Source organism: Synechococcus sp. MIT S9451 (assembly GCF_047304725.1).
GTDB lineage: Bacteria > Cyanobacteriota > Cyanobacteriia > PCC-6307 > Cyanobiaceae > Synechococcus_C.
Map to the genome: position 1 here is coordinate 1,059,860 of NZ_CP138971.1, position 18,425 is coordinate 1,078,284.

The 18,425-nt window shown below is 60.2% G+C and carries 1 protein-coding gene (cut by a window edge); it reads right to left on the reverse strand.

All coding sequences use genetic code 11. The annotated features are described in order from the left end of the window. Positions 1-18,353: the 5' portion of a hypothetical protein gene (locus tag SIB72_RS05325; protein WP_413744872.1), read on the reverse strand. It extends 13,633 nt beyond the left edge of the window; the window shows 18,353 of its 31,986 coding nt (coding positions 1-18,353); it begins with the start codon at positions 18,351-18,353; its stop codon lies beyond the left edge, outside the window. Between the last annotated feature and the right edge of the window lie 72 nt (positions 18,354-18,425).

The following is an 18,425-nucleotide window of genomic DNA, read 5'->3' on the forward strand; positions in this document are numbered from 1 at the left end:
TTGTAGTTGATAGTTGCCCGGATGGAGCCTGCGTTTGCGCTTCCAATCTGAGTCCCCCCCAGTGTGGCATTGCCACCCACATTGCCGATCCAACCACCACCACCACCGATGGATTGAAGAACAATCGCCGGTGCATCGATGCCTTTGGTCACCACCAGTTCTCCAGAACCTGAGAAGGTCACTGAACCTGCGTTGGCAGTACTGGTGGCTGTGCTCGTCATGCCGAGAACGGCATTTCCTTTGACTTCCGCACCAAATCCACCACCACCTGCGACCGACTGAACCACCAGTGCAGCTGAGTTTTGCCCTTCAGTGATGGCGTTGCCAGTGAGTTTGGCGTTGACGGAACCAGCGCTGAGGTTGCCTCTCACCTTGGAGGCGCCAAGGGTGACATTGCCGAGGGCATTGCCGGTGACTCCACCGCCGCCGCCGACGGACTGAATCACAGCAGCGGTGGAGAAGTTTGCTGCTGTACCGATCGTGCTGGTGCTTGTCAGCGTGACATTGCCGCCTTTGAGGCTGGTGCCAGCTTCACTACCGAGCTGGGCATTGGGTGTGCTGCGCAGCAATGACCAACCACCGCCACCACCGATGGATTGGGCGACGAGGGCGGGACTGTAGGCACCCACGGTGACAAGAGATCGACCGGTGTTTGTGAGCTTGACGTCACCTGCGTTGGCGGAGGTGAGGTTGCTCCCCGCGAGAGTGACGCTGTAGCGGGCAAGGGCATTGGTTTCAGCGATGTATCCGCCGCCGCCGGCGATGGATTGAACCATCAGGGCTGGGGAGCCATTGCCTGCGGTTTGGAGGATGCCCCTGTTGGTGACGGTGACGTTTTCAGCATTGGCGATGTTGCCAGCGCTGGCACCGAGTCTGCTGAGGGTGCCAAGGGACTTGGCGGCTGCACCACCACCACCACCGATGGATTGGGCGAGGAGTGCAGCTGCGTTAATACCGGTGGTGGTGATGTCACCGGTGTTTGTGACGTTGACAGTGCCACCGGAGGCGTTGCCCACGAGGGAGCCGCCGAGGATGACGGCATCACCGACGGAGAGACCAGCCACACCACCGCCACCACCAATGGATTGGGCAAGCAGACCGATGGAATTGTTACCGGTGGTCTGGATGAGGCTGGAGCTGGTGACGTTCACAGCACCAGCGTTGGCGCTGCCGGTGCCGCTGGCACCCATCGTCACGTTGCCTGTGACTTCAGCGCTGGCACCACCACCACCACCGATGGATTGGGCAAGGAGAGCGGGTGAGCTGAGCCCTTTGCTGATCAGCAGTTTTGCGCTGTTGCGCACGGTGACAGCACCACCATTGGCGGATGCGCCGATGAGGTTGACCGCACCGAGGTTGAGAGTGGTGCCGATGTCGCCAGCACGGCCGCCACCGCCGCCGATGGATTGAACGTTGATCAGAGGGCTGAAGTTGCCGCTGGTTTGAACAGAGCCGGAGTTGGTTAGGGAGACCTTGCCTGCGTTTTGCCTACCGGAGCTGCTGCTGCTGCCGAACTGAGCGGAACCGTCAACTTGCCCTGTGTAGGCACCACCACCACCGATGGACTGGAGGCTGATGCCTGGTGAGGTGTTGCCGGTGGTGGTGATCACAGAGCGGCTCGTCACTGTAATGTCACCGCCATCCATGGGCGCAGCACTGGTTTGAGCGCCGAGGATCAGATTCCCTTCGACGGGTCCGACCCAACCACCACCACCACCGATGGATTGAGCCGAAAGTGCCTGGCTGTAATCGCCTTTGGTTGAGAGGACTTTTCCTAAGTTATTGATCCTGATGTCCCCGCCAGAGAGGTCGGCAGAGGCTGCGGCATCAATGCTGCCGATGGTGACCGAGCCACCAGAGGTCTGGGCGATGCGACCACCCCCACCACCGATGGACTGGGCGAAGATCGCGGGGGAATAGCGGGCGAGGGTGATGAGGCTGCCTTCGTTGCGTAAGCCCATGGCCTGGGCGGATTGGAGCCCAGCGGCATTGCTTGAACCGATTTGGACGGTGCCCTTAGCGCTGTCCGCGGAACCACCACCACCACCGATGGCCTGATAGAGGATCGCGGGGGAGAACTCCGAGTTGGATTGGAGGGTGCCGGTGTTGAAGAGTTCGGTTTTCCCAGAGCGACCGGTGGCGCCATTGCTGCCGAGGGTGGCGTTGCCAAAGCCAGATTGGACATCACCACCACCACCAGCGACGCTGTGGAGATAGACGGGGATCGACGAGCTGCCAAAGGTGAGGATGTTGCCGCTGTTGCGCAGGGTGACTTTGCCTGAGCCACCACCTGAACCGCCAGAGCCGCCGAGGCTGAGGGTGCCTTGATTGATGTTGGCGGTGGCGCGTCCGCCTCCGCCACCGATGGATTTCGCGACGACGCCATAGGAGCCGGTGCCATAGGTGGTGATATTGCCGGCATTGGTGAGTGTGACGTTGCCCGCACTGCCGCCTATACCACCGGATGCACCGAGGCTGAGGGAGTCTTGGCTGCTGCCGATGTCGCCACCACCACCGCCGATGGCGAGGGCAAAGACACCGATACCGTTGTCACCACGGGTGACGATGTCAGCACCAGCGTTGTTGGTGATGGTGATGTTGCCGGAGTTACCGCCGGAGCCGCCGGATCCGCCGAGAGATGCACTCATGGCAGCAGTGCTGGAGAGGGAGCCACCACCACCACCGACAGACTGGGCATAGATGCCGTAGGCAGCATTGCCGCTGACATCGATGACCCCGGAGTTAGTGACGGAGACGTTGCTGGCATTACCACCGTCGCCGCCGGAACCACCAAAGCTGATAGAGGCATCAGTGCCTGCGCTGGCGCTTGGGGTGGCGATGCTGATACGACCGCCACCGCCGCCAACCGATTGGGAGAAGACACCATGGGATTGGCTCCCCTTGGTGATGACGATGCCTTTGTTCGTGACGGAGACATTGCCGGCACTGCCGCCGCCACCGGCGGTGCCACCGACCTGGAGGGTGCCGCTGATGGTGTTGCCTTCTGCGGATGAAGGCGTGGCGAGGGAGGCTTCACCACCACCACCACCGACGGACTGGGCGTAGATGGCAATGGCGTTGGCGCCTGTGGTTTGAATATCGGCGGCGTTCGTAATGGAGACGCTGCCGCTGTTGCCGCCGGAACCACCGGAGCCGCCGATGGTTCCGTTGAGGGAGATCTTGGAGGAGGAGGTGCCGCCAACAAAGCTGCTGGAGCTACCACCGCCACCGCCCACGGATTGGATGTAAAGGGCAGTGGCGTTATCGCCAGACGTGAGGATGGTGCCGTCTTGGATGTTGATCGACACAGCACCGCTATTGCCGCCATCACCACCGCTGGCACCGATGCCAACGTTGACGCTGACGTCACCACCTTGAACGTTATTGACGTTGCTGCCAGCGCTACCGCCGCCACCGCCGATGGACTGAGCCATCAGAGCGATGGCGTTGTTACCAGTGGTAGTGATGATGAGGTCATCGGCGTTCAGGCTGACGGAGCCGCTGTTACCACCGCCACCGCCACCGCCGGAGACACCGGCTGCTAATCCACCAAGCGTGGCCTTGGTGGTGCTGTTCGCGGCTTTGTTATGGATGGAACCACCCTGGCCACCACCTCCACCGATGGACTGGAGCAGGATGCCTTTGGCTGACTCCCCAGTGGTGGAGACGCGCAGGGTTTTCGCGCGATTGGTTGTGAGAGACACGTCGCCTGCTGTGGATCCGCCACCGCCTTTGCCGCCCATCGCAAAGGTTGCGGAAGCGGAGTAAGTGGCGTTGCCGCTATTGGTCGCGGTGTTGGTGATCGAGCCACCGGCGCCACCACCACCACCAACGGACTGGAGGAAGACACCTGTGGACTGGGTACCTGTGGTGACGATGTTTCCAGAGAGGCGAGCGGTGACTTCACCTGCTTGCCCGCCAGCGCCGCCATCCCCGGCTTTGGTGCCGTCTGCACCAAAGGAGAAGTTGGAGTTGGCGTCTGTTGCAGAAGGGGATGCATTGGCGGTGATCGAACCGCCTTGACCGCCCCCACCTCCAATGGACTGGAGCAGGACGCCGTATGCATTCTCCCCTGCTGTGGTGATGCTGCCGTTGGCGTAGAGGTCAACATCTCCAGCGCGGCCGCCGGTTCCACCTGCACCACCCATGCCCATTGAAGCCGACACATTGCCACTGGAGGCAGAGTTGTTGATGGAACCTGCGGCACCACCACCACCACCAACGGACTGGAGGAAGACGGCATGGGCCCCGTGACCACCAGTCTGAACAGTCAGATCGGCCAGCTGTCCGGCAGAGCCGAGGGTCACTGAGGAGGCGCTACCACCATTACCGCCCTGACGCGTGAGTGCCGCTGAGGCACCCAGTGAGAAGGAGGAGTTTGATGAAGTGGTCGCGACATTACTGCTCAACACCGAGCCGCTCTGACCACCACCACCACCAATGGATTGGAGGAGGAGACCATGAGCACCTGCTCCTTCACCAGTCGTGGTGTTGCCGGTGATCACCGTCAGTTTGCTCGGTACCGAGATATTCACCTGGCCTCCGGAGCCTCCGGTGCCACCGGCACCACCCATGGCGACGGAGGTGGAAGCCTCAAGTTTTGAACTGCCGGAAGCGGAGGCTGAATTGGTGACGGAGCCGCCAACACCACCACCACCACCGACGGATTGGGCAAAGAAGCCGATCGAGTTTTCGCCGGAGGTCTGAATCCCACCAGAGAGACTGCCTCGGACTGTTTGCCCCCATGAGCCACCACCACCATCTCCACCAATAGGAGCGGATGCGCCTAACGCAAAAGTGGAATTGGCTGAGGTTGCATCAGCGGAAGCATTGGAGGTGACGGAACCACCTTGTCCACCACCACCACCGATGGACTGGAGGAGAACGCCGTAGGAGACGTCGCCCTGGGTGATGTATGTGCCCTTCAGATAGGCCGAGACGATGCCCCCCGCACCACCATCACCACCGGAACCACCCATGGCGAATGTGGCGGAGAGGTTGCCACCTGATGCGGCGTTGTTGACGGAACCACCGGCACCACCACCGCCACCGATGGACTGGAGGAAGACGGCATTGGCGTTATCACCGCGGGTCTGAACGACGAGATCAGCGATTTGTCGAGCGGAGCCGAGGGTGACGGACCCACCGGAGCCACCGGCACCACCAGCACCACCAGCGGCACCGGAACCACCAAAGGAGAAGGAGGCGTTGGAGGCCGATGTAGCGACATTGCTGCCGATGATCGAACCACCGGTACCACCACCACCACCGATGGATTGGAGGAGGAGACCGTGGGAACCGGTGCCGCTGTTAAGGGAGACGTTGCCGGTAGAGATGGTGAGGGTGTTGGGGACTTGGAAGGAGACGGCCTGACCTGAGCCACCACGTCCGCCCTTACCGCCCATGCCAAAGGTGGCGGAGGCTGCAACTTTGACGTTGCCAGAGGAGGAGGCTGAATTGGTGACGGAGCCACCGGCACCACCACCACCACCAACGGATTGGGCAAAGAAGCCGATGGATCCATCACCAACGGTGGTGATGGCACCAGCGATGGAACCTGTTACGGCACCGGCTTGGCCACCACCGCCACCATCGGCACCAACACCAGCGGTAGCACCAAAGGAGAAGTTGGAGTTGGCGGACTTGGCATCCGATGAGGCATTGGAGGTGACGGAACCACCTTGTCCACCACCACCACCAATGGACTGGAGGAGAACGCCGTAGGAGGAGGTACCTGTGGTGATGTATGTGCCTTTGCCGTAGAAGTTGACGGCACTTGCGGAACCACCGGAACCACCGGAACCACCCATGGCGAATGTGGCGGAGAGGTTGCCACCTGATGCGGCGTTGTTGACGGAACCACCGGTACCACCACCACCACCAATGGACTGGAGGAAGACGGCATTGGCGTTATCACCGCGGGTCTGAACGACGAGATCAGCGATTTGTCGAGCGGAGCCGAGGGTGACGGACCCACCGGAGCCACCGGCACCACCAGCACCACCAGCGGCACCGGAACCACCAAAGGAGAAGGAGGCGTTGGAGGCCGATGTAGCGACATTGCTGCCGATGATCGAACCACCGGTACCACCACCACCACCGATGGATTGGAGGAGGAGACCGTGGGAACCGGTGCCGCTGTTAAGGGAGACGTTGCCGGTAGAGATGGTGAGGGTGTTGGGGACTTGGAAGGAGACGGCCTGACCTGAGCCACCACGTCCGCCCTTACCGCCCATGCCAAAGGTGGCGGAGGCTGCAACTTTGACGTTGCCAGAGGAGGAGGCTGAATTGGTGACGGAGCCACCGGCACCACCACCACCACCAACGGATTGGGCAAAGAAGCCGATGGATCCATCACCAACGGTGGTGATGGCACCAGCGATGGAACCTGTTACGGCACCGGCTTGGCCACCACCGCCACCATCGGCACCAACACCAGCGGTAGCACCAAAGGAGAAGTTGGAGTTGGCGGACTTGGCATCCGATGAGGCATTGGAGGTGACGGAACCACCTTGTCCACCACCACCACCAATGGACTGGAGGAGAACGCCGTAGGAGGAGGTACCTGTGGTGATGTATGTGCCTTTGCCGTAGAAGTTGACGGCACTTGCGGAACCACCGGAACCACCGGAACCACCCATGGCGAATGTGGCGGAGAGGTTGCCACCTGATGCGGCGTTGTTGACGGAACCACCGGCACCACCACCGCCACCGATGGACTGGAGGAAGACGGCATTGGCGTTATCACCGCGGGTCTGAACGACGAGATCAGCGATTTGCGAGGAGGAGCCAAGGGTGACGGACCCACCGGAGCCGCCAGCACCACCAGCACCACCAGCGGCACCGGAACCACCAAAGGAGAAGGAGGCGTTGGAGGCCGATGTAGCGACATTGCTGCCGATGATCGAACCACCGGTACCACCACCACCACCGATGGATTGGAGGAGGAGACCGTGGGAACCGGTGCCGCTGTTAAGGGAGACGTTGCCGGTGGAGATGGTGAGGGTGTTGGGGACTTGGAAGGAGACGGCCTGACCTGAGCCACCACGTCCGCCCTTACCGCCCATGCCAAAGGTGGCGGAGGCTGCAACTTTGACGTTGCCGGAGGAGGAGGCTGAATTGGTGACGGAGCCACCGGCACCACCACCACCACCAACGGATTGGGCAAAGAAGCCGATGGATCCATCACCAACGGTGGTGATGGCACCAGCGATGGAACCTGTTACGGCACCGGCTTGGCCACCACCGCCACCATCGGCACCGACACCAGCGGTAGCACCAAAGGAGAAGTTGGAGTTGGCGGACTTGGCATCCGATGAGGCATTGGAGGTGACGGAACCACCTTGTCCACCACCACCGCCGATGGACTGGAGGAGAACGCCGTAGGAGGAGGTACCTGTGGTGATGTATGTGCCTTTGCCGTAGAAGTTGACGGCACTTGCGGAACCACCGGAACCACCGGAACCACCCATGGCGAATGTGGCGGAGAGGTTGCCACCTGATGCGGCGTTGTTGACGGACCCACCGGCACCACCACCGCCACCGATGGACTGGAGGAAGACGGCATTGGCGTTATCACCGCGGGTCTGAACGACGAGATCAGCGATTTGTCGAGCGGAGCCGAGGGTGACGGACCCACCGGAGCCGCCAGCACCACCAGCACCACCAGCGGCACCGGAACCACCAAAGGAGAAGGAGGCGTTGGAGGCCGATGTAGCGACATTGCTGCCGATGATCGAACCACCGGTACCACCACCACCACCGATGGATTGGAGGAGGAGACCGTGGGAACCGGTGCCGCTGTTAAGGGAGACGTTGCCGGTAGAGATGGTGAGGGTGTTGGGGACTTGGAAGGAGACGGCCTGACCTGAGCCACCACGTCCGCCCTTACCGCCCATGCCAAAGGTGGCGGAGGCTGCAACTTTGACGTTGCCGGAGGAGGAGGCTGAATTGGTGACGGAGCCACCGGCACCACCACCACCACCAACGGATTGGGCAAAGAAGCCGATGGATCCATCACCAACGGTGGTGATGGCACCAGCGATGGAACCTGTTACGGCACCGGCTTGGCCACCACCGCCACCATCGGCACCGACGCCAGCGGTAGCACCAAAGGAGAAGTTGGAGTTGGCGGACTTGGCATCCGATGAGGCATTGGAGGTGACGGAACCACCTTGTCCACCACCACCACCAATGGACTGGAGGAGAACGCCGTAGGAGGAGGTACCTGTGGTGATGTATGTGCCTTTGCCGTAGAAGTTGACGGCACTTGCGGAACCACCGGAGCCACCGGAACCACCCATGGCGAATGTGGCGGAGAGGTTGCCACCTGATGCGGCGTTGTTGACGGAACCACCGGCACCACCACCGCCACCGATGGACTGGAGGAAGACGGCATTGGCGTTATCACCGCGGGTCTGAACGACGAGATCAGCGATTTGTCGAGCGGAGCCGAGGGTGACGGACCCACCGGAGCCACCGGCACCACCAGCACCACCAGCGGCACCGGAACCACCAAAGGAGAAGGAGGCGTTGGAGGCCGATGTAGCGACATTGCTGCCGATGATCGAACCACCGGTACCACCACCACCACCGATGGATTGGAGGAGGAGACCGTGGGAACCGGTGCCGCTGTTAAGGGAGACGTTGCCGGTAGAGATGGTGAGGGTGTTGGGGACTTGGAAGGAGACGGCCTGACCTGAGCCACCACGTCCGCCCTTACCGCCCATGCCAAAGGTGGCGGAGGCTGCAACTTTGACGTTGCCAGAGGAGGAGGCTGAATTGGTGACGGAGCCACCGGCACCACCACCACCACCAACGGATTGGGCAAAGAAGCCGATGGATCCATCACCAACGGTGGTGATGGCACCAGCGATGGAACCTGTTACGGCACCGGCTTGGCCACCACCGCCACCATCGGCACCAACACCAGCGGTAGCACCAAAGGAGAAGTTGGAGTTGGCGGACTTGGCATCCGATGAGGCATTGGAGGTGACGGAACCACCTTGTCCACCACCACCACCAATGGACTGGAGGAGAACGCCGTAGGAGGAGGTACCTGTGGTGATGTATGTGCCTTTGCCGTAGAAGTTGACGGCACTTGCGGAACCACCGGAACCACCGGAACCACCCATGGCGAATGTGGCGGAGAGGTTGCCACCTGATGCGGCGTTGTTGACGGAACCACCGGCACCACCACCGCCACCGATGGACTGGAGGAAGACGGCATTGGCGTTATCACCGCGGGTCTGAACGACGAGATCAGCGATTTGTCGAGCGGAGCCGAGGGTGACGGACCCACCGGAGCCACCGGCACCACCAGCACCACCAGCGGCACCGGAACCACCAAAGGAGAAGGAGGCGTTGGAGGCCGATGTAGCGACATTGCTGCCGATGATGGAACCACCTTGTCCACCACCACCACCAATGGACTGGAGAAGGATGCCTTGAGCACCGGTACCTGTCGTGGAGACGGTGAGGGTGTTGGGGACTTGGAAGGAGACGGCCTGACCTGAGCCACCACGTCCGCCCTTACCGCCCATGCCAAAGGTGGCGGAGGCTGCAACTTTGACGTTGCCAGAGGAGGAGGCTGAATTGGTGACGGAGCCACCGGCACCACCACCACCACCAACGGATTGGGCAAAGAAGCCGATGGATCCATCACCAACGGTGGTGATGGCACCAGCGATGGAACCTGTTACGGCACCGGCTTGGCCACCACCGCCACCATCGGCACCGACACCAGCGGTAGCACCAAAGGAGAAGTTGGAGTTGGCGGACTTGGCATCCGATGAGGCATTGGAGGTGACGGAACCACCTTGTCCACCACCACCACCAATGGACTGGAGGAGAACGCCGTAGGAGGAGGTGCCTGTGGTGATGTATGTGCCTTTGCCGTAGAAGTTGACGGCACTTGCGGAACCACCGGAGCCACCGGAACCACCCATGGCGAATGTGGCGGAGAGGTTGCCACCTGATGCGGCGTTGTTGACGGACCCACCGGCACCACCACCACCACCAATGGACTGGAGGAAGATGGCATTGGCGTTATCACCGCGGGTCTGAACAACGAGATCAGCGATTTGCGAGGAGGAGCCAAGGGTGACGGACCCACCGGAGCCGCCAGCACCACCAGCACCACCAGCGGCACCGGAACCACCAAAGGAGAAGGAGGCGTTGGAGGCCGATGTAGCGACATTGCTGCCGATGATCGAACCACCGGTACCACCACCACCACCGATGGATTGGAGGAGGAGACCGTGGGAACCGGTGCCGCTGTTAAGCGAGACGTTGCCGGTGGAGATGGTGAGGGTGTCTGGGACTTGGAAGGAGACGTTGCGACCTGAGCCACCACGTCCGCCCTGACCGCCCATGCCAAAGGTGGCGGAGGCTGCAACTTTGACGTTGCCAGAGGAGGAGGCTGAATTGGTGACGGAGCCACCGGCACCACCACCACCACCAACGGATTGGGCAAAGAAGCCGATGGATCCATCACCAACGGTGGTGATGGCACCAGCGATGGAACCTGTTACGGCACCGGCTTGGCCACCACCGCCACCATCGGCACCGACACCAGCGGTAGCACCAAAGGAGAAGTTGGAGTTGGCGGACTTGGCATCCGATGAGGCATTGGAGGTGACGGAACCACCTTGTCCACCACCACCGCCGATGGACTGGAGGAGAACGCCGTAGGAGGAGGTACCTGTGGTGATGTATGTGCCTTTGCCGTAGAAGTTGACGGCACTTGCGGAACCACCGGAACCACCGGAACCACCCATGGCGAATGTGGCGGAGAGGTTGCCACCTGATGCGGCGTTGTTGACGGACCCACCGGTACCACCACCACCACCAATGGACTGGAGGAAGACGGCATTGGCGTTATCACCGCGGGTCTGAACGACGAGATCAGCGATTTGCGAGGAGGAGCCAAGGGTGACGGACCCACCGGAGCCGCCAGCACCACCAGCACCACCAGCGGCACCGGAACCACCAAAGGAGAAGGAGGCGTTGGAGGCCGATGTAGCGACATTGCTGCCGATGATGGAGCCACCTTGTCCACCACCACCACCGATGGATTGGAGGAGGAGACCGTGGGAACCGGTGCCGCTGTTAAGGGAGACGTTGCCGGTGGAGATGGTGAGGGTGTTGGGGACTTGGAAGGAGACGTTGCGGCCAGATCCACCGGAACCACCCTTACCGCCCATGCCAAAGGTGGCCGAGGCTGCAAATTTCACATTGCCTGAGGCTTTCGACGAGTTTGTGACGGAGCCTCCGGCACCACCACCGCCACCAACCGATTGGGCAAAGAAGCCATAGGAGTTATCGCCTTGGGTCACGATCGAGCCTGCGATCGAGCCGCTGACGTCCCCGGTCGATCCTCCGGCACCACCTTTGCCAGCTACACCGACTGAAGCGCCAAGGGCAAACTTCGAATTCGCTTCGGTTGCATCCGCTGAGGCATTGGAGGTGACGGAGCCGCCTTGTCCACCACCGCCACCAATGGCTTGGATCAGCACACCATGCGATGAGTGTCCTGTCGTCTGGAAGGTGCCGTTGGCATAAAGGGAAACATCGCCGGCATTACCACCGTTGCCCCCGGATCCACCCATGCCAAACGACACGGAGAGGTTGCCTCCAGAGGAACCAGCATTGGTATTGGACCCAACGCCACCGCCTCCACCGAGGGATTGAATAAACAGTGCGGTGGCATTGTCGCCGCTGGTTTGAATCGTGAGATCAGCAATGTCTGTGGCACTACCGAGGTTGACGTCGCCACCACTTCCCCCGCTGCCACCTTGCCCACCAACTGATGCTGAGGCACCAAAGTTGAATGAGGAATTGGCCGCTGATGTCGTCGTTGTATCTGACTTGACTTCGCCAGCATTGCCGCCGCCTCCACCGAGGCTTTGCAGCGTCATGCCTGTTGATGAATCTCCCTTCGTGATGATTGTGATCGGCGAAATTGCCGTGAAGCTGACATCACCTCCACTTCCTCCTGCCCCACCATTTCCGCCTAGTGCGACAGAAAGGGAGCCAGAAAACTTATTACCGCCTGATGCGGAAGCACTGCTGATTGTGGAGCCACCAATACCACCACCGCCGCCGACGGACTGCACGTAGATACCATCAGCAGCCGCACCACTTGTGGTGACCGAGCCGCCAAAGGAAACATCAACATCACCAGCACTACCGCCAGCGCCTCCACTTCCTCCTGTTGCCGCTGATGCGCCAAGGCTGAAGGTTGAGGATTTGGAATCTTTGCTATCTGGTGCGCTTGATTCAGATTGAGAAACTGTGCTGCCACCGGTGCCACCACCACCACCAATGGATTGGGCGATAAAACCGCGAGAATTTGAACCGCTTGTTGTAATCGTAGAGATGGTATTAACAATCACATTGTTGGCGTTACCACCGGCACCGCCTTTCGCTCCCATGGCGAAAGCGGCATTGACGGCGCCACCTTGATTGTTGGTGCTTGCGCCGCCGCCAGTGCCACCACCACCACCGACCGATTGTGCGAGGAAGCCTTCTGCACTATCACCTTTGGTTGTGATTGTCAGCCTCAGAGGGTTCGATGCACTGCTGCCAACCGTCACGATGCCTGAATTGCCACCAGTTCCACCTTCTCCTGAGGCGTTAGCGGCTGCTCCAAACGAATACTTCGATTTGCTTTTGTTGTAGCTGGTACTACTGGCACCACCACCTGTACCACCACCCCCACCGATTGACTGTGCAACAAAGCCTTTGGACAGATGCCCTCTGGTGGAAATAGTCAGGCTCCTTCCAGTTGTGTCGGGATTGACGGTGACATTCCCAGACACTCCGCCACTACCACCTTTGCCACCAAGGCCAACGCTGGCGCTGCCTTGAATGGTCTTGTCACCCTTGAGTGAAGCGTTGGCTGAAAGCGATTCGGAGCTGCCTCCAGCACCACCACCTCCACCCACCGATTGCGCCAAAACACCTGGCGCCAACGCGCCAACAGTGGTGATGTTTCCAGAAATATTGACGATGACATTGCCCGAACGACCACCTTCGCCGCCTGAACCAGCAATGTTTGCGCCCAGAGTAATGGGGCTTCCTGATTTAGAAACTGTGGCTGAATAATTGCTAGTGGAACCACCCGTACCACCACCACCGCCAACGGATTGGGCCAGCAATCCATAGGCAAAATCACCACTGATCACAGAATTCCCATCAACGACACCCGTGGTGATGTCTCCGCTTGAAGTCACCGTGACATTGCCACCACTGCTCCCGGCTCCACCCTCGCCACCGAGGCTGACACTCCCTCCGACACTGACGGATTTTCCGGTGCTGCCTGTGGCCTGAATGTTCAGTGTGCTGCCACCGCTTCCACCGCCACCGCCAATGGATTGGGCGACGATGCCACTGGCATGATCCCCATAGGTGCGAATCGAGCTCGCAGTATTCGTAACGATGACATTGCCTGCTGAACCACCAGCTGCGCCGCTTCCGCCAATGCTGACTCCAGCACTGACAGATGTTTTTGCGCTCGCTCCAAGTTGTCCGTTGATGGTGCTACCTCCGGCACCACCACCGCCACCAACCGATTGGGCAAACAATCCGTAGGCAAAGTCGCCATAAATTTCACCGTCGAACAGCGTCCCGGTTGTGATGGTTCCGCTGTTGGTGATCGTGACATTTCCAGAGTTGCCGCCCGTGCCTCCACTACCGCCAACACTGGCGCCGGCATTGACGGAAGGCCCGCCAGTGGAACCGGCTAGCTGAGCGTTGATCACACGACCGCCGGATCCGCCACCACCGCCAAGAGATTGGGCATAAATGGCAGCACTGTTATTGCCAATCGTTTGGATGTTCCCGGTGTTGCTGACCGACACATTGCCGCCAGTGTTGCCTGAACCCCCAGATCCTCCGAGGCTGACGCCAACATTGGCACTTACACCTTTGGAAAGACTGACTTGTCCAGTGATTGCTTCTCCACCAGCTCCACCGCCACCGCCAACAGATTGGGCGTAAATGCCATAGGAATTGTTGCCATAAAGCTGATCGAGAAGATTGGTGCCAGTCGTAATCGCAGCCGCGTTGATCACTGTGACATCACTTGCTGTGCCTCCAGTTCCTCCACTGCCGCCGAGGTTCACACCTGCACTGACTGCATTGCTGCCTGCAGCACCACTCAAGCTCAGAGAAGTTCCACCAGCTCCACCACCACCGCCAATGGATTGAGCAAGAATTCCAGTGGCAAAATCACCTCGTGTGGTGATTTTTACACCAGTGTTTTTGACATAGACCGATCCAGCGCTGTTTCCTGAGCCGCCTGCCCCACCAATATTGACGCCTGCAGTGACTGCTGCTTTCCCTCCTCCTGAGACAGCCGCAGTCAGAGAGCTTCCACCAGCACCACCACCACCACCCACCGATTGGGCATAGATGCCATAGCCATAGTTGCCGGTTAATTCTTGGGTTTCGATGTTGATCGATCCGGTCTCGATCGTTGCACTGTTGGTAATGCTGACGTCGCCAGAGGTTCCACCGCTTCCTGCTTTGCCGCCGATTGTTGCGCTAAGGCCGACAGAAGCTGTACCGGAACCGTTCAGAGTGGCGCTGATTGCACTGCCGCCATTGCCGCCGCTGCCGCCAATGGATTGGGCAAAAATGCCAGCTGAACTGTCTTCGGTTGTGGTGATTGAGGCACCCGTGTTGACGATGGTGACGTTGCCTGCAGAAGCTCCAGATCCAGCTTCCCCACCAATGGTTGCTCCTGCTGAGACTGAAGCAGTTCCACCAAATCCGAGCGTCCCTGAGATCGCATTACCGCCATTGCCTCCACTACCACCAACGGATTGAGCAAAGATGGCTGGTGAATTTTCGCCTTGGGTGCTCAATGTTGAGCTGTTGGTTACTTTTACATTCCCACCGCTGCCACCTCGACCGCCGCTGCCGCCAAGAACTGCGGAAGCATTGACTCCAGCAGTGCCACCTCCGGCGGCCTGGATGTTCATGGATGAACCACCAGTGCCGCCACCTCCGCCAAGCGACTGGGCAAAGATCGCTGACGCATAGCTTGAACCCAGCGTTTGGATGAAGTCGCCGGTTGAGGTGACGGTGACGTCCTTGCCGCTGCCTCCTCCACTGCCTTTGCCGCCAAGCGTGGCGCCTGCATTCACCCCAGCAGTGCCACCTAGGGCTACCTGACCCGTGACTGCATTACCACCACTGCCACCGCCACCACCGACGGACTGGGCAAAAATGCCATAGGAGAGAAATTCTCTAGTAATGATTGAACTGCCAGAAGTGACTGTCACTGCTCCTGCACTTCCACCTTCACCGCCTTCACCACCAATGGTTGCTGCGGCATTCACCCCAGCCGCTCCACCACCGCCAGCCTGAATGGTGAGAGCTCCACCGCCAGAGCCACCGCCGCCACCGACAGATTGGGCAAAAATGCCGGCAGATTGAATTTGATAAGTCGATATTTGTCCGCCAGTGGTTGTTACTGAAACGGATCCGGAGTTACCACCGCCACCTCCAATGGCGCCAACGGAGCCACCCATGTTGACGCCTGCCGATCCACCTCCTGAAAGTTGAGCATTGATGGTGGAGCCGCCTTGGCCGCCGCCACCACCCACGGATTGGGCGAAAATACCTTGAGATAATTTGCCCTTCGTTTCAATCACATCGTCGCCGGAAAGATTGGCGACAACAGTCACACTCCCAGCGCTTCCACCTCGTCCACCGGAGCCGCCAATCGCAAAGTTGGCGCTCACCCCTGCTGCACCACCCACAGCGGCGCTGGCTGTGGTTGAAGAGCCACCGGCACCACCGCCACCTCCAATCGATTGCGCCAGGATTCCAGGCGAGAAATCAACGGGCGTGTTCGTGGAATTATCCAGGCCTGTTTTGATCGATCCGCTGCCGTAAGTCAAGTTGACGGAACGGCCATCTCCCGCACCCCCGCCGCTGCCGCCAACTCCCACAGCTGCTGATGCACTACCAATCGGATTGGCACTCACTGCGCCAGAGATTGCGCTGCCGCCCGCACCACCTCCTCCTCCAATCGATTGGATGATGATGCCCGGCGAGAAACTTTGGTGGGTAGAGATGTCACCACTGATATTTCCAGTAGCAGTTCCGGCTGACCCGCCACTGGCTCCTTGCCCTCCTAAGGCAACGCTGGCGCTAATAGTGAGTGATGCGGTTGCCGAAAGTGAGCTCCCTCCGGCACCACCACCACCGCCAATGCTGGTAATGCTGACGCCTGGCGAATACAGGCCTTTCGTGGTGATCGTGCCACTAAATGTTGCGGACGCTGTGTTGCCTTCTCCTCCGCCACTACCGCTGCCGCCAATGGATGGTGCAATTGATGCAGTACCCGCTGCCATGCTGAGGCTGGATCCTCCAGATCCACCACCGCCGCCGATGCTGGCCACGTTGATTCCTGGGGATTGAAAGCCTTCGGTGCTGATCGTGCCACCCATATTGAGGTTGACAGTTCCAGCATTCGCTCCAGTGCCACCTTCACCTCCAACACCGACGGAAACACTCAGTCCGCCGCTACCGGAGACAGACTTGGCGCTACCGCCAGAGCCGCCACCACCGCCGATGCTGGTTGCACTAATACCAGCGGCGTAGTCACCAGTTGTAGTGATATTGGCATTGAATGGATTGCCGCTTTCGCCAACGCTCACAGTGCCTCCAACGGCACCTGAACCGCCTTTGCCGCCAATGGCGACACCCACGCTGATGCCTACACCGATCGCTCCGCTGCTTGAGCTGCCGCCGTTGCCACCACCACCACCAACGGACTGCACAAGAATGCCAGGCGCGCTGAAGCCAGCGGTTTTGATCGTGACAGGAGCTGCTCCTGAGGGTGAATTAACGACAGCTGTACCACCCACGCCTCCAGACGCACCATCTCCACCAACGGAGACGGAGATAGGTCCTGCGGAACTGGCATCACCACCGTTACCGCCACCGCCACCAATGGACTGAACAATCACACCAGGCGCGTAATCCTGGAATGTGTTGATTGAGCCGCCACTCAGGTTGGCAGTCGCCACTCCAGCATTGCCTCCTGGTCCACCTTTGGCTCCAAAACTGATCAGTCCATAGCTTGTGCCTGCGCTACCGCCGCCACCACCGATGCTTTGCACCAGGATGCCTGAGGACAGGATTGCGTCCCCGCTGGTGCCAGTGGTGATGGTTCCACCCGTGAAATTGACGGTTGCATTGCCTGCATTGCCGCCAGCCCCTGCTTCAGAGGAGGCACCGAGGTTGATGGCAGCAGCGCTGGTGCCGATCGCGCCACCACCGCCACCGATGGATTGAACGATGATGCCTTGAGAGTTGTTCCCACTGGTGGTGATTGAGCCAGCCGACATCGAGGCTTCGGCTGAGCCACCGGCTCCGCCAGCCCCACCTTGCGCAGCACCAAGACTGACAAAGGAAATTTGTGCAGGTACGGCACCACCACCACCACCAACGCTTTGGGCGTTGATGCCAGGCATATTGGCCCCAACCGTCGCGATTGATCCGGTGTTGCTGGCCTGAACATTGCCAGCAGCGCCGCCCGTGCCACCAAGGCCTCCAAAGGTGACAATCACACCACCTGATCCTGCCTTGCCTCCCTGGCCGCCAACGGATTGAACCAGGATGCCAGCTCCGCCAGCCTTGCCGCTGTTGGACACGCTGATGCTGCCGGCATTGCTACCGGTGGCGAGGCCTGAAACACCTCCAGTGCCTCCAGTTCCGCCTGAGCCGAAGGTACCGCTACCTCCGTCGCCTCCGACGCCTCCGGTGCTTTGAGACAACACGCCAATGGCACCAGCACTGTCGCCGCCCGAGCGGTTTGTGACAGAAACACTGGCACCGCTTTGAATGGTGATCCCTACGCTTTGGTTGACGGAGCTGCCGCCGGCTCCACCAGGCCCACCACTTGCCAGACCTGCTCCTGCTCCGTTACCGCCATCTCCCGAAATTGCCGATGCTTGAACACCAGAAAGATTGCTATTGCTAGACGTATTGATCGAGACAGAGCCACCGCTCGCAAAGGTGACTTGAACATTGCCGGGGGAGCCACCTGTGCCACCAGCGCCACCGTTGCCAATCGAACCGCCGCCGGTACCGCCCTTGCCACCAACCGATTTCGATCCAACTTGTGAGCTATAGGAGCCTGTAACGGTCTGGGTGATATTGGGCCCTTGCCCACCCGTGCCACCCGTGCGCCCCGTGGTGCTCCATGGGTCATAGCTTGGTTGCGAGCCTTGGCCACCGCTTCCTTGGAGTAAGGGCTGCGAAGGAGGTGAGTTGTAAGACCCAGAACCTACGTTCTGGGTTTGGGCAAGCACACTCGTCGTCCGTCCTGCCATCAGAAGGAAAGCAGGTAGCAGGGCTATTGCAGACGAGGTGCGGCGTTTCACGAAAGACAGCAAGCCGGTAAA